This window comes from Shewanella fodinae, from assembly GCF_014651955.1.
GTDB lineage: Bacteria > Pseudomonadota > Gammaproteobacteria > Enterobacterales > Shewanellaceae > Shewanella > Shewanella fodinae.
In genome coordinates this window covers 26720-43803 of sequence record NZ_BMXW01000016.1, presented here as the reverse complement: position 1 = coordinate 43803, position 17084 = coordinate 26720, and the positions used below count along the sequence as shown (strand labels likewise).

The window sequence follows — 17084 nt, the reverse complement described above, 5'->3', positions numbered from 1 at the left end:
TACGAATTTTTACTTTCATAAAGTTAAAGCAATATTTAGTATCTCCGGCCATACAATTTTCGGTTAGCAACTAGATGATCAGCAGCGGCTTTATCAATCTCATCAGAAGACGCCACACGATTACTCTGCAGCCAAGCCAAGATATCTGCTCGCCTGAAGAACACCCGATTGCCATTAGGTTTGAAAAATGGGATCTTGCGTTCGTGAGTCAACCGGTACAAAGTGCTTTTCTTTAACCCTGTCAGCTCAGCACATTCCTCAACTGTCAGGATTTCCTTTGTTGTGTCAGGACGTTGCTCGTTTTTGATATGATCGGTAATCAGTTTTTTAAGCAATGACATATCCATCAGCATGCGCTGAAGCATCTCTTTTTCAGTCATGTTGATACTCCTTTACCTCAAAATCGAACAGGGAAATGTGGGAAAGTGGGAACACTGAGCTAGTCGTCATGTTCAACCCTCTCTAAATCTTCAAGATGGCGCCTAACTTGGTCAGGTTTGAGCGCAAAAAAACGTTGAAACTCACCATTAATCCGCGTCTTATAGGTTCCCCTAGAGCGCTCATTCGTTACCAAGCAATTGCGTTGTAACAGCACCTCCACTTCCCTCATGTAATGGGTCGGCAGTCCGAGCCGCTTCAGGAAGTGCGATTTATAAATCAACCACAACTCACATCCCTCGTGCGAGCGTCGAAAACCAGCGACCCCATGACCTCTCGCTTGCTCAATATCACTGAGACTGCGCTCCCAGACTTTCATTGCTCGTTCCAGCGCTTTGAGAAGCCGGAATTCCTCGGAATTTCTGGAGTGGCCTCGATTGTCCAGCCAAGCCTTCAAGGTTCGGTGGACGGCTGCCAAGGACTCTTCCTCGCTCCAAGGGAGAATAAAATTCCAACTACCGAGACAAAGTGCCGCCCCGATGAGGGCAAACCGCCTGATGACTCGTTGCACCTGCGATGCCATCTGGTCGCTTATCCAAATACCGCTTAGGCGACCAATTTCGTGACTCAGGTAGCTATTCAGCTCGTCATGACGCTCGGTCAGTAACGAAATCCACTCGCGAATTACGGTGCCATGGTAGTGCTGACAAGACGATTTAAGCTCGTCCACAAATTGCTGAGAATGCTTGTGACCATGCAATTCGTCGAACGCACCGTAGGTCCCAAACACAGGGAGCTCCACCAGGCGTATCTGCTGGCCAGCGCGTAACGGTTTACCGATCTGCTGAAGTAGCTCTGCAATCCAGACTTCTCCACTACTTAACACCAGCGTTCGCCAATGAGAAGTCATGGCCAGCTCGCCGGAAACGTTGGCGCGTAGCTTCCCAGAGCCGTTCATGATCTGATAAATGGCTGTATCGATGTCTTCCGGGCGTGCCATTCCGATTTCGTCCAACGGCAACAACATGTCGTTATGCTCTGAAGATACTGCCGCTAGTCCGTTACTGGTCGAAATCCAACTGCGGACATAGCGGTTGCTCCCATAGACGCTGGCCGCCAATTGCAACAAGGTCGTTTTCCCAGTCGACGATGCCCCAACCAGATGAATGGCGCCATTTTCCATACCAGAAGATGCGATTAGTGGGGCAGCCAGCGCCGTTCCAATACTGAATATTGCTAACGGGTTGCCTCGGCATAGCTGACCGACATAAGTCTGCCAATCGCTGAGACTTCCGGATTCCTCTAACGTTGTAGAACCAGATAGCTGACCTACGAAATGGTGCGGTTCGTCAGCTGAACCGATAGTCCAGTTACTGGTTGCAAACACTGAACCATGCCAGCCTGTTCGATTAACCACTGTCGCCGGAGCAGCAAGAGCCATCTGCTCTATTAGATAATGTTGAAGCCTACTCCAACTTGACTGGCCAGGAGTTAAGGGATACCCAGTATCGACCAGCATATCCCTGATCTGACGTGCATTATCACTATTCAGGTCTCTGGCATACACAACTTCACGTAACCTAACCCCATCAAAATTTTGCCACTCTAGCAGCGCTCCATGCCCATGTCGTTTGTCAGTTAAACGAGTGCGAGCCAACACCTGAATCCAACCACCTATTCGCAGCCACCGATCAGAGGACAAGCAATAGAGCCCATCATCCTGCAACTTATATTGCATCACTAACCCCCATCACAAATCACTCAACCAAGCTGTGATGTCGCTGTACCGAAAGCGAACAGTACGACCATTGGGATTGGGTTTTATTGGAGGAGGAAAACGTCCATCGCGCACGTAACGGCGAAGTGTGGCTTGTGACGTTTGCAAAACGTCACACACTTCAGCATAAGTCAGTAACCGTTCTTCTTGTTTAGGTTGGTTATTACCCGTCATGATGACTCCTGTTTATTATCTAACTTGCAGGAGCAATCATCTCGAAAAAGACAAACTAAGCAGACCGCTGGAACTGCCCTTTTTTGGAACTTCAATAATAAACTTCAAGATGCTGATATTTAATGACATTTATTCAACATGTAGATTAAAAACAGCCACTGAAGAGCAAAAATCTAAGCCACTGATGAGTTGGCCGACATTACCGTATCAATTTGTGCGCCAGTGAATACTCAGAGAAAACTTTCACATGTGAAAGTTTAGAGACCTAGTGATTTACACCTCTTAACGCCATGTCCCCCATTAAAAATGAATCATTTAGCTCAGGTCTTTTGAAGACGATGTCGCTTGTATGGAATAAACCAGTCTAGGTCCCCCATCAGATAATTATCTGGATAGGAATTGGCTAGGTCTTTTGGCTAAGGCGTCACAACAAAAGACCCGTGTGCCCCAAAAGGGCACGAAGGCAGGCGATGAATTAGATCATGAGACAATAGACTGACTCTGTAGTCAACGTACAGAGGACCTAATCATGAGTGACAATTCAACCCCGTTTACAACCTTGGATAAGCAAATAACAGCGTGGAACACTTTTTTAAAAAGCGAAAACAAACAGATAGATCATGACGAAGCCACAATTTATGCACTTTCAACGTCAGAAATGTATCTACGTTACATACATAAATCTACCGAGCTGGAACAGCTACGTTATTACTATATTGCCCAGCGAATAGCCGACCTGTATTGGCAGCACAACCGAGCTCATAGAAGGAAATACTCACCAGGGTATCCAGGTCATTTTGGCTGCCGAGTAAGATTGCGAGAGATGAAGTTGGAAATGTTCTGGGTTTATAACCAGTTTAAGCCTAAAAAGAATTCTGACGGATTTCAGGTGATCAGCCATTACCTTCCCCGTGAAGGCAATTATCGCTACCCAAAGACAACTTTTACCCGAGCACAAGATTGGGAAAAACCTGTGATTGACGTAGTAGAGGAAGCTTTTGCCATCATCCGTAGAGCCAATGCCAATCTGATGAGAATGCGCCAGCTATGTAGGTGGAATGACACTAACCTCTTCCAAATGGCAGGCGATATCGGTGATTTTAAGATGGATAATCCTTTATAGTTATGATTTTAGAACCTGTTTCAGATCTTACGAACGAAGGTTATGCAAGGCAAAAACAGGTGAGAAAGCGCAGTTTACATAGAGTAAATGAACATTTTGAACCTGTTTTTAACACCGTAGAGCCAAAATGCAGCTTGAGGACAGAGGAAATATCGGTTACGACGGAATGGCCGAAGTACTTCGACACTTTCAGGCAGAAGCAGCTAAATCACCTGTGCTGACGCCACTTTTTCAACATACCAGAATAATTTTCCACAAATTAATGTCGATATTGACCGTAATCGCGCCAAACAACTTGGGGTGAACATCAGTGATATCACCGAGACATTACAATCCTATCTTGGCTCATATTGTATAAATGATTTCAATATAATAGGTCGTGTACATCAGGTAAGAATGCAGGCCGACGCAGAGTTCAGGGCGACCCCGGAGGATATACTGAAACTACAGACCCGAAATGCCGATGGCAATATGGTACCGCTGTCTGCCATAGCCTGTATTGAGCCGACACACGGTCCTGAGCTGGTTACCCGTTATAACGGTTTTACAGCGGTCGCTCTTAGTGGCGCTCCTGCTCCAGGCTATTCTTCAAGTCAGGCGATGGAAGAGATTGAACGTATAGCGATGAAAACACTTCCACCCAGCGTAGAGTATGAGTGGACAGACCTGACCTACCAGCAAATTCTTGCAGGCAACAGTGCCGTCTGGATTTTTCCACTCTGTGTATTATTGGTATTCTTGGTACTGGCTGCCCAGTATGAAAGCCTTACGCTCCCTTTGGCTGTCATTATGATTGTCCCAATGAGTATCCTTTCTGCACTTACCGGGGTGTGGCTGACTCATGGTGACAATAATATCTTTACGCAAATTGGATTTATCGTCCTGGTCGGGCTCGCATCTAAAAATGCCATTATTATCGTTGAATTTGCCCGTGAACTTGAGCTTTCAGGTAAGTCTGCCTTTAACGCGGTGAAAGAGGCATGCCGTCTCAGGCTGCGTCCAATTCTGATGACCTCACTGGCTTTCATCATGGGTGTAATCCCCCTGATGGTATCGCACGGAGCAGGCGCTGAGATGCATCAGGCAATTGGGATATCAGTATTCTTTGGCATGCTCGGCGTCACCCTTTTTGGCTTGTTTATGACCCCCGTGTTCTACCTGTTAGCCCGACAAATATCAGGAAAACCACTGCACTCGGCCACTTTACCGGACGCGCCTGAGGAACGGCCGATAACAGAACAGGCTTCAGACTAAAATTTATGGTGACCTTTCAACAGCCGGACATTATATGATGCCCGGCTGTTGAATTTATTTATGTTTAAGGACTTCCGGCACAAGCTTATCAAGGGTAAGTTCAGCAAAGCGGTTCGTAATCAGACGTCTCGCCTCTTCAAGTGTATCACTTATTTCATTGTTAACTGCATCCTCTATCTGGCATTTGTCATGTTCAGTCGCCCAGCCTATTGAAAAAAGTTCAGTGCTGCCAATAGCGTAGAAAACCTGAAGGAGAGTGATTTCTCCGAGAGATTTCTGGAGTGTCCAGCCACCTCCATGCCCTTTTTCAGAATGAATGATACCCGCCTGTTTGAGCCCCTGGAAAAGGCGTCTGACCACAACCGGATTCGTATTGATCATCGAGGCTATATCTTCGGAGGTAACGGGATCGCGGATTTTATCCATATGTATCAGCACGTGTAATGCACGGGACAGCCGGTGGTCTTTTCTCATTTTTTATCCTGTTTGCTGCGAAGTTTCTTATGAAACTTTCGATGTTGCATAAGTGGCGCGATTTCATGTATCTTATACTATTACATGAAATCCATACAGAGAGTATTTTTTATGTCATTCGATAATGTGTTAGAACAGTTATGGGTCTGCCTCGTCATTGCACTGATGTCCAGTTGCATTTCAATCACCGTCACGCAGCAGGAAATGTTTCGCCCGTTGCGTGAATGGATGGTCAAAAAAAATGCCATGATAGGCTACCTGTTCAGTTGTTTTTATTGTTTTAGTCACTGGGTGGTTTTTGCCGGTGTTGCAATTTACAGGCCCGTTCTTGTTCATTCAGGATTCTGGTTAATTGACCTTGCGGTTACGGCATTCTTTACCATCGGTTTAACGGCTATGTTCAGCGGGATCATTCTGAAAGTGATGAGAAACGCTATCGCCAAAGCAATTGAAGAAAAAGAAATGAAAGACAAGCTGGGTTTGTAAATCGAACGGAGCCTGAAAACCTGGTGATGAAAACAGGACGGTTAGCCCGGCAATCTGCGTATATAAATGGCACTACTGCTTTACGCTTTCGCACCAGGTTTTGCGATGTTTTTACGTTCGTCTTCCACGCAGCTCACAGAGGTACAGGTACATACTGGTTCTTGCTGCCGATGTTGATGTGCCAGCAGGTGTTGCTGACATTTTTATTACGAACGAAAATCCCACAGGTTATTCAGATAATCTTAAGATCAGCATGAACTGTTAGCGTCCTTGCGTCTCAGTCCGGTTTGCAGTGAACGTTTGCGCATGAATATCGACAGTTGCAGATTAGTGTGTCGACGTCGCTGCTTCGAGTTGCGCAGGTTCCATCAGTGCGAATGCTGTGCGCATTTTACGCGTCTCCTCTCCGGGGCTACGACCAAACAGTCTTTTGAACTCCCGATTGAACTGCGACGCACTTTCGTAGCCGACCCGCGCTGCTGCCCCTGCTGCAGTAACGTTGTCCCGTATCATCATCAGTCGCGCCTGATGAAGACGCACTGACTTGATGTACTGGATGGGAGAAGTCGCCGCAACGGCTTTGAAATGCGCATGAAAAGCCGGTACGCTCAGGCCAGCTTCATGCGCAAGTGAAGCCACATCCAGTGGCCGGGCGTAATCGAGGTGGATACGCCGTAACGTACGCGCAATACGTCCAAAGTTGCCATGACAGGCCAGCGCAGCACGAATGGCTCCGCCCTGTTCACCTAGCAAAACACGAAAAATCAGCTCTCGCACAATCCCCGGCCCCAGAACCCGCGCTTCAAGTGGTGAAAATAATACCTTCAGAAGACGAACTGTCGTATCTGCCAGCGTGTCGTCAAGTGGTGTGGAGACAATGCCAACGGGTGAACCTGATGCAGTGGCATGGTGATCGACAGCCACAACCAGGTCTGCCACCGCTGTCATATCCAGACGAATGGACACAGCAAGCAAAGGCTCTGCCGGACTGGCATCTGTCTCGCTTGAAAATGGCAGAGGTACTGACAGCACCAGGTAGTGCAACGGGTCGTAGTGGTAAACCCTGTCGGCCAGGTAACCTCTTTTGTGCCCCTGACAGACAATAACAATGCCTGGTTCGTACAACACGGGGGTACGCCCCAGCGCGCCGTCAGCACGCATCAGACGCACGCCATCCAGCAACGTACGGGTGTGACCTTCATGAGGGGCGAGCTGGCAAATCATAGCCGCCATTTCGGACTGTTGAGATATGGAGGGCAATCTTTCTGGCATACAGCAGACCTGCTAATTGAATTTAATGATTATATTTTCACTCCCTGCATGCTTAAAAATCAATAAAGAAAATAGGATTAGGCAATGATACAAGAGTGTCAGGCCTGTCGTCGTAAGAGCCCTCTCTTTATGATACCTGCCTGTTTGATATTCCAATGACATTCCCTGTCCCGCCCGGGGACAGGCAAGGAGGAGTGATGAAAACAGTGGTATCAGAAACGTCTAAGGTGGTCATTCTTACCGGTGCCAGTAGTGGTATAGGTGAGGCCACAGCGCGTCATCTTTCCCGGAAGGGTCATCATTTGTTTATCGGTGCCAGACGTATTGAAAAACTGACCGCACTGGCGACAGAGTTGCGGGCAACGGGGGGTAATGTTGATGCCATGGCAATTGACGTCACGCGACCAGAAGATTTGCAACGCATCGCAGCCAGGGCGCTGGAGAAGCACGGACGCATTGACGCGCTCATAAATAACGCTGGCGTTATGCCACTCTCACCGCTGGCAGCGTTGAAGGTCGAAGAGTGGAACCGCATGCTGGATGTCAATGTACGGGGCGTTCTGCACGGGATAGCCGCCGTCCTGCCGATCATGCAGGAGCAGGGTTATGGTCACATTATTAACATTGCCTCCACAGGCGCATATACGGTCTCGCCCACAGCCGCTGTCTATTGCGCCAGCAAGTTTGCCGTGCGCGCTATTTCTGACGGGCTTCGGCAGGAGACCGATGCGATCCGGGTGACGCTGGTCAGCCCGGGAGTGGTCGAGTCAGAACTTGCCGATCATATTACGGACGAAACAGCCCGGGCTGCCATGCGCGAATTCCGGCGCATCGCCTTACCTCAGGAGCCCGTGGCGCAGGCAATCGCCTATGCCATCGAACAACCCGCTGGCGTAGATATCAGCGAACTCATCGTCCGTCCTGTGGCCAGTCCTCATTAACCGTAAACATGTTTTCATTTATTAAGGAGTGTTCATGTCAGAGTCAGACTCTTTTTCCAGGGCTATGCCCTTTGCAGGCCGTGTTGCGATCGTCACCGGTGCCGCCAGCGGTATCGGCCTGGCGACCGTCGAACTGTTGCACCGCCAGGGCGCACGTATCGTCGCAGTTGGCCGGGGGGATAATGTCAATGCGCTAGCACGTGAAGGCATTGTCCCCGTTGTCGCCGACGTGACTCAGGAAGCCAGTGCGGAACTGGCTGTGCGGACTGCAACAGAACAGTTCGGTCGCCTCGACGTATTAATCAACAACGCTGGCATCATCATCAACCAGCCGGTGGCAGAAATGACGCTCAGGGAATGGAACCAGGTCATGGCTGTTAATGCCACGGGCGCATTCCTTTTCTCAAGGGAAGCCATGCGCCCAATGATAGCGGCAAAATCGGGTGCAATCGTTAATATTGGTTCTTACGCCTGTTATCAGTCTTTTCCCGGTATCGCCGCCTATGCAGCTTCCAAGGGGGCGCTGGCACAGTTAACCCGTACACTCGCGCTGGAAGCTATCACTCACGGTATTCGTGTTAATGCAGTCGGCTCCGGAGATGCGGTGACAAACATCACGAATACAATCCAGCCCGACGGGCAGGCATATCTGGTAGAGCATGGTCGTAAAGCGCCTGTTGGTCGTGCAGCCCACCCCGATGAAATCGCAGAAGTCGCCGCCTTTCTGGCGTCAGACAGGGCCAGTTACATTGTCGGCGCAGTAGTTATGGCCGACGGTGGCATGAGTGTCGCCATTCAGTAATGCAATTCATTTTTCAACAACAGGAGTCTTCATCAATGCAACAACAAACCTCCCCTGCAAAAGTCTGGTTTATCACCGGCGCTGCTCGTGGTATTGGCCTTTCGCTGGCACGCCAGTTACTGGCGCGAGGCGATGCCGTAGCCGCAACCTCCCGCACCCTGACCAGTCTGCGTCAGGCATTCGGCGACGATAACGCGCGACTGCTGGCGCTGGAGGTGGACCTGGTGAACGAAGCCAGCGTTCAAAAAGCCATCGACAGCACCATTGCCGCCTTCGGGCGCATTGACTGTGTGGTCAACAACGCAGGCTACGGCCAGCAGGGCACCATTGAAGCATTAACCGACAGCGAATTGCGTCGCAATTTTGATGTTAACGTGTTTGCTCCCCTGCATGTTCTGCGCCATGCCCTGCCGCATATGCGTACGCGGCGCAGCGGCCATATCTTCAACGTGGCGTCGATCGTGGGCTTTCAGGGCGGTTACGCGGGCTGGGGCAGCTATGTCGCCAGCAAATTCGCACTGGCCGGTCTGACCGAAACCCTGGCGGCCGAACTGGCAGAGCTGAACATCAGAGCCACAGTGGTTTATCCTGGACCGGTGCGCACCGGGTTTCTGTCGAAAGAGACGCTGGTCGTGGCCCAGCGCACAATCGCTGACTATACCGAAGCTCAGGCCTCGCTGGACCTCCATCTGAACGGTCTGGACGGCAAACAGGCTGGCAATCCTGATAAAGTCGCTTCTCTGATACTGCAGGCGGCCAGTGCTGACGTCCCTACCGTGCATCTTTTTGCTGGTAAGATTGCCAACACCCTCGCTGAACAAAAAATGCATGCAGTGAGTCAGAACCTTGATGTCTGGCGAAGCACGTCAGACGCCACGGATTTTGAAGAGTAATAACCCCCGGGGACATGTGAACCACACTGTCCCTGATTTTCTTTCTGGAGGATATCTCATGCATGACAGCCTACCTGCGGAAAAAGCGTACCGTATTCTTGAAGCTGGTCCCGTTATTCTGGTGTCCACGAGGGGGACAGATGGCCGAACGAATCTGATGACCGCAGGTTTTCACATGATGATGCAGCATACCCCACCGCTGGTCGGTGTGATTATCGGCCCCTGGGATTACAGCTATCAGGCGTTGTCAGATACCGGGGAATGTGTTCTGGCTGTACCGCCAGCCGGGATGGCAAAGGCCGTTGTGGACATCGGTAATTGCTCGGGAGAAACAGACGACAAATTTGCGCGTTTCGGCCTGACCCCCGTTGCCGCGCAATCGGTCAGTGCGCCTCTGATAGATGAATGCGTGGCTAACCTGGAGTGCAGAGTGGTGGATGACCGACAGGTGCGGCGCTATAACCTGTGGGTGCTGGAAGTTCGGAGGATTTGGCTTGACTGCGCATGGCAGGAACTGCGCCTGCTCCACCATCAGGGCGATGGCCGTTTCAGTGTCGACGGAGAGACGCTTGACCTCAGTGACAGGATGGTAAAATGGCGCGACCTGATGGATTGAATGTTCTGCCATGCTAACCAGAATTGGTTAATGGCGATACATTACCGAACATACCGGAAATGTATCGCCATGAATACAGGCGTTCCTCTTCCCCATACCCTGTATGTGGATCATCCGGCAGACTGAGAGAAATTTTTCTTAACTCAATTGGTTAATCAATTAAATCCTTCAAATCCCCGCTTGCATTATGGCTTGAGTAACTGCTGAGCTGCCCGAACAACGGGTCCCATTGCTGGATATCAAGGTGGGCAATAAGGCCTTCACGTGCAAAAGGGTCCGCACCGATCATGGACTGGACTTCATCGCGCGTCTCAGCCCTGAAAATAAGAAATCCCGCCCGCAGTGGCGTGTTTTTGAGCGGACCGGACGCTAACAGTTTGCCCTGTTCTATCAGACCCTTCAGATAAATCACATGCTCGCGCACAAAGGTATTCCACCCGCGGCCGTCCGGATGGTCCATTCTGACAATATAAATGTGCATCGTTTTCGCTGTCCTGTTCATGAGACAAAAAATAAGCATAATAAGTATTAGCAGTTTTTAAAATTCGCCAATATTGAGTTCTGAAACAACCAGGAGTAGCGAATGCTGGATAAACTTACCGGAATGCGGGCCTTCGTGGTTGTGGTTCAGACAGGCTCTTTTGTCGCGGCCGCAGACAGACTCGGTATGTCGCCTCAGATGGTGGCCCGCCATATCGCCACACTTGAGAAGCAGCTTGAAACGCGCCTGCTTAACCGAACGACGCGCAGGCAAAGCCTGACGCCGGCAGGATCGCTGTACTACAGGCGTTGTGAAACAATTTTACAGGCCATCGACAGCGCTGACCGGGAAGCAAGCAGTACGAGCGGAGTTCTTGCAGGTACGCTGCGGCTGAATGCGCCCGTAACGTTCGGCCGTTATGTCCTGGTGGATTTTTTGAGCACATTTCTTGAGCGCTACCCGAAAATGCGTATGGAACTTGTTCTTACTGATGAAGTTATTAATCCTGCTTCAGAAGATTTTGACCTGGTGATACGAATCGGCGAGCTTGATAAGAAACTCCGGCTTGCGGCAAAACCGTTGCCTGCATACCGATTTATTGCATGCGCTGCTCCTCAATACCTGACAAAGTACGGTCATCCAGAACAACCTTCTGATCTGAAACATCATGAGTGTCTGGTTTTTGCACCCTGGTCCGCGGGATTAACCCATTACTGGCCTTTTGCCAGCACTGAAGGACCTGCTGAAGTGACGGTAAACTCTCGCCTGGCGATTAACGACTGGGGAGCAATCCTTGAGGCGGCATTAAGAGGCACAGGTGTGCTGATTGGTTATGAAAAAGAGCTCAGGCGACTTATCAACAGGGAAAAACTCGTTCCTGTCCTGGAGAACTTCACTATTCCCTCACGGGAAATGCATTTGCTCTACGACCCTTCTCGGGCTAACGAAAACCGGTATAAAGTTTTTATTGACGAATTGTATGAACATCTTAGCTAATTATTCCGCCAAGCCTTTTAATAACAGCAATTTCACTTAGGTATCATTGCTGTCAGTCATTTTAACAGCAGATGAGCAATAGCCTATCTCATTGGGTTATTTCTTTTGTCATAAGGAACTAGCTCATTTGAATTATGAGATGGAAAATTTTTTTAGATACTCGTATTGTTTTGGGGTAATTCTATTACATCTGTTCAAGTGGCTAAATTTAATCGCGAATTCAACTCCGAAGTGCACCACTCGCTAATTTAGGCAGCCTTGCGTAATTCGTTGAATACCGCAACAGGTTGCCTGAAGCCGAGGCACTTTCTCGGTCTGGCATTTAATGCCCGTTCAATCTCACCAATTTGTTTATCTGTTACCGTCCGTAAATCGGTGCCTTTCCGGATGTACTGCCGCAGCAAACCGTTGAAGTTTTCATTCAGTCCGCGTTCCCAGGATGAATACGGATTTGCGAAGTAGATATCGGTTTTGAGCTTCTCAGCGACCAACTCGTGGTCACAGAATTCGCTGCCGTTGTCCGCTGTGATTGTTCGGACATGACCTCGATATTTCCATAGCATGCCAACCATGGCTCGGGCCACGTCTGCTGCGCTTTTCGCTGGCACTTTGCGTATCAGGTAAAGCTTACTTTTGCGCTCGACTAGGCTAACAATCGCGCCCGTTTCTTGCTTGCCGAGAACCGTATCAGCTTCCCAGTCACCGAACCGTTTTTTCTTGTTCACGATAGCGGGACGATGCTCAATGCCAACCCGATTCGGGATAATTATCCGCTTCGCACGGTCACCTTTACGATACCTTCGGTGACTCTGGCGTAGCTGCCTGTACAACTTGCCGCCACGTAATTTATCACGCTGGACGTAGCGATAAATCCATTCGTGACTGACGTGATGACCGATGATTTTACCTACACCTGCAATTTGCTCAGGGCTCCATTTCTCGTTCAGCCCGAACTCAACAAAGGTTATCGTCAGTTCAGATATCCTGAACTTTGCGGCCTGGCAGCGGCGCTTCAGTGCCTTTGCCTGAGCGGTTTCCGGCAAATAGTGGTTATCCCGAATTCTATTGCGATTTACTTCCCGACTGACTGTGCTGTGACTCACGCTCAGACGTTTTCCGATCTCCCGGTAACTGAAACCCTCGCGTAAGTAGGCCTCAATCTGGTATCGTTGTCCCTCGATCAACTGCTTGTAACTCATGGTAATACTCTAATTGTTTGGCGACTTTAGAATACCACCAACAGGCAGTTGATCATCTATCACCCGTTAACCATGAGTGGTGCACTTATTATCTGAATTCGGGATGTGCTATTGGCTTTGATGTGATGGATGCACTTTATTGGTGTGGGAGAGTAATAAGTCTCATACCAAATAATAAAGGATCATACTAATACATTGGTACGCTGCCTTATCTAAAACATTAGGTCCATTGCTTGTTTCGGTGTTGTTTGCTGACAGGTACCCACTCATGCTTATTGACCAAATTTTAGTAATGATACAAAGCACTCCCTATTACTGGGTCAGAACATTTTGACCAGTATGTAAGTTATGTATCGGACGGTAATAATTCTTCAAATTGATACTGATTCCGTCCCTGATGTTTGGCGCTGTATAACGCTTTATCTGCGGCGAGGAGCAGCTCATTCGGCGTTATTTTGTTGAAATCACATAAAGCTGGCTCCATGGTAGTAATGCCATAAGAGATGGTGATGAAGGGGGATTTGGCATTAGGAGAATGTGGAATTGCGATTTCTTCGATTGCCTTCATTAAGCTCACAATAATATTTTCAGTTCCTAACCTATCAGTATTGAGTAATATTAACGCAAACTCTTCGCCCCCATATCGGCAGGACGTTTTATCGTATTCTTTAAAACTTCGCCGATAGCTTTGATACAATCATCGCCGGCTAGATGACCGAAAAAGTAATTATATTTTTTAAACTCGTCAATATCACACATAACCACAGATAGAGGCTCTTCATTTCTTCTTGCGCGTCTGAAATCGATTTCTAATTGTTTACCAAGTGCCAGTCGATTTGGCAAACCAGACAGGCCATCGATATGCGCAAGTTTATTTAATTGGATTAAGGCATAACGATAGGCAAGATGAGTTTTCACTCTCGCCGCTACGACACAAGGATTCAGAGGTTTCAGGATGTAATCCGCAGCACCTGCATTAAACACTTTTTCTTCAAAACCCTTTTCCATTCTACTGGTGATAAACAGTATGGGAATCTGTCGCGTAACATCTTCAGCTTTTAGCTTGATGCAAACATCAACGCCATTTCCGTCAGGAAGTTCAACATCGAGCAATATAAGGTCTGGCGGCGACTCTCGGATCATTTGATAGGCTTGCGTAGCGCTTCTCGCAAACCGAATTTTGGCCATTTTATTGAGTACAGCATGAAGCGCCATAACAACCGTGCTGTCATCATCAACAATGAGCACTTTGGCTACAACATATGGCATAAAATTATACATCCAAACCACCTATATTAGCCATTTTTTCAGCAAGTAACTGCTTTGCATCCTTGAAATTAAGCTGTTGAACAGCGCTTAGCAGTAAATTGTATAGTCTCAGTCATGGAGTTACTGATCTGTGCTACAGATATTCTTCGAGATAGTTGCAATTAGGTGCCGCGAACACCCCAATATATCTTGAATGTCACTATAGCTATGGCCAGTCTTCAATAGGCTAGCTATGTGCTGATGCCGTTTGAGATCTGGTTGGCGCCCATTGTATTTTCCATCTGATTTAGCTTTTGCGATCCCCTGTGATTGGCGGCGTCGTCGGTCATCATAATCTTTGCGAGCAACGGCAGCGAGCATATCCAACATCATGGCATTAACCGCCTGTAAAATAGTGCCGGTAAAGTCAGTTTCGTTATGTTGTTGTAAAGCCAGCCAACTGGTAGGAAGTTCTGGTGAAACAATGGCTAAGCGTTTGCTGGCCAACTTTTGTTTCAACGTATCCCAATCACCTTGTTTGAGCCGTGCTAGGCGGTCGATTTGTTCAACCAGCACAATGTCACCCTCACCTGACTCGGCAATCAAACGCATCAACTCAGGTCGGTGCAAAGTGGCGCCAGAGACATTCTCGATATAAAAGGCAGCAATTCGCTGACCATGCTGACCATGCTGAGCAGCAAACTGAATGAGTGATTCGCGTGCCCGTTCTGCATTTTGTTCTTTGGTTGATGCGCGAAGGTAAGCTCGAATGAACATCTAGATCTCCACAGTCTGTTATAGGTGGTGCTTTATCTCTGGTCTGGTTTAGATGGTTCTGTTGGTAGTAAAACCAGTCTGATGGCTAGTTCCGTTGATGTGTACTCAAAAGGAACCAGCTAAGGGCCAAAAATCAGTCATCAAACCCAATATGGTTTCGGCCGTCGTAATCAAAACTATCTGGAAGCCCACAACCTACATGACGACCTATTTGAGTCAAAATATACTCATCGTAATCATCCATTTTTCTTTTATGCCTTTTAGTTTTTTGTCGAATTGGTGCTGGATAATTTTCATTTAACTCCATCATTTTTCTGACAAACGCAACGAATAGATAGCCAGCCCAAAGTGCCAAGGACATTTGCCAACACAAATAAGTAAGTGCACACCAAAATGGTATGGCTAACCACCATCTGCGTTGGATAAATACGAAAGCTTTAAAGCACCAAATGGCCAATGGCAAACCTGCAAGCAAGAATCCCCATCCAGAGTCTTGAGCCAGCATCAATCCGAGTAGCAGAACACCAAGCAACACTATATTCACTAGATCATTTTTGAGATTTTGACTCATGCTTTCCCTCCCACTTTTCGGTTTGAGGTTTGCCTTGGCCTGACAATTTCTGGTTGGCTCTATAGCTGTAAAGACACCAGAAGGTGACCAAACTAAAAAATAGGAATAACCCAAGCATTCCCCACTCAAATGCAGTCATAGCTACCTCCGCTCACTTGAATATCCAGTCCTTGCACACTGAATAACTTGGAAAACATAAAATCAGTCATTTCATCGAGTTCAGATGGTTCATATTCAGGCACGGTAAGGGGCATACCGAAATACTGAAGGTTCCGGTAGGATGATGGCTCGAAAATGCCTTGCGGATAGCGGTCGAACGTGTTGAAAGCCTGATTCAGTCTGAGATCAACAATCCAACCGCCAGGTAGCTCAATCCAGCTATGGGGATAGACTAGCTCTCCCGTGCTCTTGCATTTGACACATCCCACTCTAGGCTGATGAAACACCGAATTTCTCGTCAATAGATGACTGATCAAGTAGGTAAGAATTACGGGGTCCGTTTGGACTTCATCCATCGCCAGAACAATATTGTCTAGCTCCTGATATTCACTTTTCATAATGCAGGCTCCTTAAACAGCAGTTGTTCCCCTTGCTCATACAACACTGGATATGGGAGAGATTGGCCATCCTTAACCACATGGTTTGGTGGGTAATAGATCACCATCCACGATGGCAATGCAGCACTGACGGCTCTATAAAACTCATCAATTGGAAAGTCTTGTGATCCTGACTGACGGAACACAAAGCGAGAATAGTTCTTCAGGTGATTAGCGGCGATGTTATAGCTTTCGGACTCACCATCTTTAATGTAGAGCGGGCTCTTCCAGAGATAAGGAGTCGTAATGTTGTAAGCAACCACACATTGACCAATACCGCATCCATGCTCGGCGCTTTCAACAGACCAAAGAATCATGGGATGACCATCAATTTCTGGCGTTTCTACATTACTCAGTTTAGTGACATTCAATGCCATATCATCGGCCACATGCTGGATAGCCTGATCGACAAGATGCACATATTTCTCATAAGCCTGAGATTCTGAGGTAACAGCAGATGCGGGCATCCATCCCATTAGACTTGGTCTAGCCGAGGGATTGTCTGGTGTCATCATTATATCGGTAGCGTTAAACGCGAACGTCTGCGTACCAGAAAGACGCAGAAGCGGATCATTAAATGAAGTCGTTAGCCTAGCGAGCCCAAGTAATGGAACCAACATACCTTTGCTATAAGAGTGGACACCATCGTGGGAATCTCTCAAATCCAAATCGTAGATGCCCCCGGCTCGCGCTAGATTTAAAGCCCGAGATTCATCTTGAGCATAATGACGGGGTCCGGCTGCACAACCTGACAAGGACACACATAAAGCAATTAATGATAAAGACGGGTATTTTTTCATGATTACCTCCTGCTTTATAAAGATTCGCATGGAGGAAGAAAAACGCAAGAGGATTTACTATTTTATTATTTAAAATCAATAGTTTGTACTGATAAAACAAACTTCAAAATGAGTAACAATAAAGATAATAATTTTGTCCCACTTTCCCAGATATCCCACTTTTAAAATGCTGCAAATCGCCTAGAATGGGTTCTTCCATGGCAAAACCTAACAAAAGATTGCACTC

At 47.9% G+C, this 17084-nt stretch carries 19 protein-coding genes and 1 pseudogene; 8 read left to right on the top strand and 12 right to left on the bottom strand.

Going from position 1 to position 17084, the window contains the following annotated elements; all coding sequences use genetic code 11:
• Positions 1 to 35 precede the first annotated feature (35 nt).
• The 3 genes from IE064_RS13760 to IE064_RS13750 are packed head-to-tail and all read right to left on the bottom strand — an operon-like array spanning position 36 to position 2329.
• Complete coding sequence (locus IE064_RS13760) at positions 36 to 380, bottom strand: helix-turn-helix transcriptional regulator (RefSeq protein ID WP_000136520.1); 345 nt, start codon at positions 378 to 380, stop codon at positions 36 to 38.
• A gap of 59 nt (positions 381 to 439) precedes the next feature.
• Positions 440 to 2116, bottom strand: a complete 1677-nt coding sequence (locus tag IE064_RS13755; RefSeq protein WP_189618265.1) for a DUF927 domain-containing protein — start codon at positions 2114 to 2116, stop codon at positions 440 to 442.
• 12 nt (positions 2117 to 2128) lie between these two features.
• Positions 2129 to 2329 carry a helix-turn-helix transcriptional regulator gene (locus tag IE064_RS13750; RefSeq protein WP_000147416.1) on the bottom strand — a complete coding sequence of 67 codons (201 nt, stop codon included), beginning with the start codon at positions 2327 to 2329 and terminating at the stop codon, positions 2129 to 2131.
• Positions 2330 to 2858: 529 nt separating this feature from the next.
• Here IE064_RS13750 and mobI point away from each other — a divergent pair.
• Both mobI and IE064_RS13740 read left to right on the top strand, forming a co-directional pair.
• Positions 2859 to 3452, top strand: a complete 594-nt coding sequence (gene mobI / locus IE064_RS18165) for a conjugative transfer protein MobI(A/C) (RefSeq protein ID WP_229800058.1) — start codon at positions 2859 to 2861, stop codon at positions 3450 to 3452.
• Between the two features lie 207 nt (positions 3453 to 3659).
• Positions 3660 to 4706 (top strand): efflux RND transporter permease subunit, encoded by a 1047-nt coding sequence (locus tag IE064_RS13740; RefSeq protein ID WP_308427324.1) that lies wholly within the window; start codon positions 3660 to 3662, stop codon positions 4704 to 4706.
• A 54-nt stretch (positions 4707 to 4760) separates the two neighbouring features.
• Here IE064_RS13740 and IE064_RS13735 read toward each other — a convergent pair whose 3' ends face one another.
• Positions 4761 to 5180: an Rrf2 family transcriptional regulator gene (locus IE064_RS13735; protein WP_189618264.1), complete on the bottom strand. Its 420-nt coding sequence runs from the start codon at positions 5178 to 5180 to the stop codon at positions 4761 to 4763.
• A gap of 111 nt (positions 5181 to 5291) precedes the next feature.
• Between IE064_RS13735 and IE064_RS13730 the strand changes: the two genes are divergently transcribed.
• Positions 5292 to 5666, top strand: coding sequence for a hypothetical protein (locus tag IE064_RS13730; RefSeq protein WP_080924908.1), 375 nt, complete (start codon positions 5292 to 5294; stop codon positions 5664 to 5666).
• 327 nt (positions 5667 to 5993) lie between these two features.
• Here IE064_RS13730 and IE064_RS13725 read toward each other — a convergent pair whose 3' ends face one another.
• Positions 5994 to 6890, bottom strand: a complete 897-nt coding sequence (locus IE064_RS13725; RefSeq protein WP_229800057.1) for an AraC family transcriptional regulator — start codon at positions 6888 to 6890, stop codon at positions 5994 to 5996.
• 245 nt (positions 6891 to 7135) lie between these two features.
• Between IE064_RS13725 and IE064_RS13720 the strand changes: the two genes are divergently transcribed.
• The 4 genes from IE064_RS13720 to IE064_RS13705 are packed head-to-tail and all read left to right on the top strand — an operon-like array spanning position 7136 to position 10190.
• Complete coding sequence (locus tag IE064_RS13720; RefSeq protein WP_036114533.1) at positions 7136 to 7879, top strand: SDR family oxidoreductase; 744 nt, start codon at positions 7136 to 7138, stop codon at positions 7877 to 7879.
• 34 nt (positions 7880 to 7913) lie between these two features.
• Positions 7914 to 8681, top strand: a complete 768-nt coding sequence (locus IE064_RS13715; RefSeq protein WP_189618263.1) for an SDR family NAD(P)-dependent oxidoreductase — start codon at positions 7914 to 7916, stop codon at positions 8679 to 8681.
• Positions 8682 to 8716: 35 nt separating this feature from the next.
• Complete coding sequence (locus IE064_RS13710) at positions 8717 to 9574, top strand: SDR family oxidoreductase (RefSeq protein ID WP_189618262.1); 858 nt, start codon at positions 8717 to 8719, stop codon at positions 9572 to 9574.
• Positions 9575 to 9632: 58 nt separating this feature from the next.
• Positions 9633 to 10190 carry a flavin reductase family protein gene (locus IE064_RS13705; RefSeq protein ID WP_189618261.1) on the top strand — a complete coding sequence of 186 codons (558 nt, stop codon included), beginning with the start codon at positions 9633 to 9635 and terminating at the stop codon, positions 10188 to 10190.
• A gap of 151 nt (positions 10191 to 10341) precedes the next feature.
• Here IE064_RS13705 and IE064_RS13700 read toward each other — a convergent pair whose 3' ends face one another.
• Positions 10342 to 10671 (bottom strand): YciI family protein, encoded by a 330-nt coding sequence (locus tag IE064_RS13700; protein ID WP_036114537.1) that lies wholly within the window; start codon positions 10669 to 10671, stop codon positions 10342 to 10344.
• Positions 10672 to 10773: 102 nt separating this feature from the next.
• Here IE064_RS13700 and IE064_RS13695 point away from each other — a divergent pair, with 102 nt between their 5' ends.
• Entirely contained in the window at positions 10774 to 11667 is an 894-nt protein-coding gene (locus tag IE064_RS13695; RefSeq protein ID WP_189618260.1) for a LysR substrate-binding domain-containing protein, read from the top strand.
• Positions 11668 to 11915: 248 nt separating this feature from the next.
• On the opposite strand, the gene IE064_RS13690 is transcribed toward IE064_RS13695, so the two are convergent.
• The 6 genes and pseudogenes from IE064_RS13690 to IE064_RS13665 form a co-directional block, all read right to left on the bottom strand.
• Positions 11916 to 12866, bottom strand: coding sequence for an IS30 family transposase (locus tag IE064_RS13690; protein ID WP_189618259.1), 951 nt, complete (start codon positions 12864 to 12866; stop codon positions 11916 to 11918).
• A gap of 346 nt (positions 12867 to 13212) precedes the next feature.
• Positions 13213 to 14135 (bottom strand): annotated as a pseudogene (locus tag IE064_RS13685) (GGDEF domain-containing response regulator).
• Between the two features lie 120 nt (positions 14136 to 14255).
• Positions 14256 to 14891 carry a recombinase family protein gene (locus IE064_RS13680; protein WP_189618258.1) on the bottom strand — a complete coding sequence of 212 codons (636 nt, stop codon included), beginning with the start codon at positions 14889 to 14891 and terminating at the stop codon, positions 14256 to 14258.
• A gap of 133 nt (positions 14892 to 15024) precedes the next feature.
• Positions 15025 to 15462 (bottom strand): hypothetical protein, encoded by a 438-nt coding sequence (locus IE064_RS13675; RefSeq protein ID WP_148522278.1) that lies wholly within the window; start codon positions 15460 to 15462, stop codon positions 15025 to 15027.
• A gap of 125 nt (positions 15463 to 15587) precedes the next feature.
• Positions 15588 to 16019, bottom strand: a complete 432-nt coding sequence (locus IE064_RS13670) for a hypothetical protein (RefSeq protein WP_189618257.1) — start codon at positions 16017 to 16019, stop codon at positions 15588 to 15590.
• On the bottom strand, positions 16016 to 16858 hold the full coding sequence (locus IE064_RS13665) for a hypothetical protein (RefSeq protein WP_189618256.1): 843 nt from the start codon (positions 16856 to 16858) through the stop codon (positions 16016 to 16018). The genes IE064_RS13670 and IE064_RS13665 overlap by 4 nt, the downstream gene beginning before the upstream one ends.
• Positions 16859 to 17084 lie beyond the last annotated feature (226 nt).

Bases quoted from the DNA above. Each gene is read 5' to 3' on its own strand.
- IE064_RS13735 (WP_189618264.1), bottom strand. From the start codon at position 5,180: ATGAGAAAAGACCACCGGCTGTCCCGTGCATTACACGTGCTGATACAT.
- IE064_RS13700 (WP_036114537.1), bottom strand. From the start codon at position 10,671: ATGCACATTTATATTGTCAGAATGGACCATCCGGACGGCCGCGGGTGG.
- IE064_RS13710 (WP_189618262.1), top strand. From the start codon at position 8,717: ATGCAACAACAAACCTCCCCTGCAAAAGTCTGGTTTATCACCGGCGCT.
- mobI (WP_229800058.1), top strand. From the start codon at position 2,859: ATGAGTGACAATTCAACCCCGTTTACAACCTTGGATAAGCAAATAACA.
- IE064_RS13670 (WP_189618257.1), bottom strand. From the start codon at position 16,019: ATGAAAAGTGAATATCAGGAGCTAGACAATATTGTTCTGGCGATGGAT.
- IE064_RS13680 (WP_189618258.1), bottom strand. From the start codon at position 14,891: ATGTTCATTCGAGCTTACCTTCGCGCATCAACCAAAGAACAAAATGCA.
- IE064_RS13690 (WP_189618259.1), bottom strand. From the start codon at position 12,866: ATGAGTTACAAGCAGTTGATCGAGGGACAACGATACCAGATTGAGGCC.
- IE064_RS13715 (WP_189618263.1), top strand. From the start codon at position 7,914: ATGTCAGAGTCAGACTCTTTTTCCAGGGCTATGCCCTTTGCAGGCCGT.
- IE064_RS13750 (WP_000147416.1), bottom strand. From the start codon at position 2,329: ATGACGGGTAATAACCAACCTAAACAAGAAGAACGGTTACTGACTTAT.
- IE064_RS13675 (WP_148522278.1), bottom strand. From the start codon at position 15,462: ATGAGTCAAAATCTCAAAAATGATCTAGTGAATATAGTGTTGCTTGGT.
- IE064_RS13725 (WP_229800057.1), bottom strand. From the start codon at position 6,890: ATGATTTGCCAGCTCGCCCCTCATGAAGGTCACACCCGTACGTTGCTG.
- IE064_RS13760 (WP_000136520.1), bottom strand. From the start codon at position 380: ATGACTGAAAAAGAGATGCTTCAGCGCATGCTGATGGATATGTCATTG.
- IE064_RS13730 (WP_080924908.1), top strand. From the start codon at position 5,292: ATGTCATTCGATAATGTGTTAGAACAGTTATGGGTCTGCCTCGTCATT.
- IE064_RS13695 (WP_189618260.1), top strand. From the start codon at position 10,774: ATGCTGGATAAACTTACCGGAATGCGGGCCTTCGTGGTTGTGGTTCAG.
- IE064_RS13705 (WP_189618261.1), top strand. From the start codon at position 9,633: ATGCATGACAGCCTACCTGCGGAAAAAGCGTACCGTATTCTTGAAGCT.
- IE064_RS13755 (WP_189618265.1), bottom strand. From the start codon at position 2,116: ATGCAATATAAGTTGCAGGATGATGGGCTCTATTGCTTGTCCTCTGAT.
- IE064_RS13665 (WP_189618256.1), bottom strand. From the start codon at position 16,858: ATGAAAAAATACCCGTCTTTATCATTAATTGCTTTATGTGTGTCCTTG.
- IE064_RS13720 (WP_036114533.1), top strand. From the start codon at position 7,136: ATGAAAACAGTGGTATCAGAAACGTCTAAGGTGGTCATTCTTACCGGT.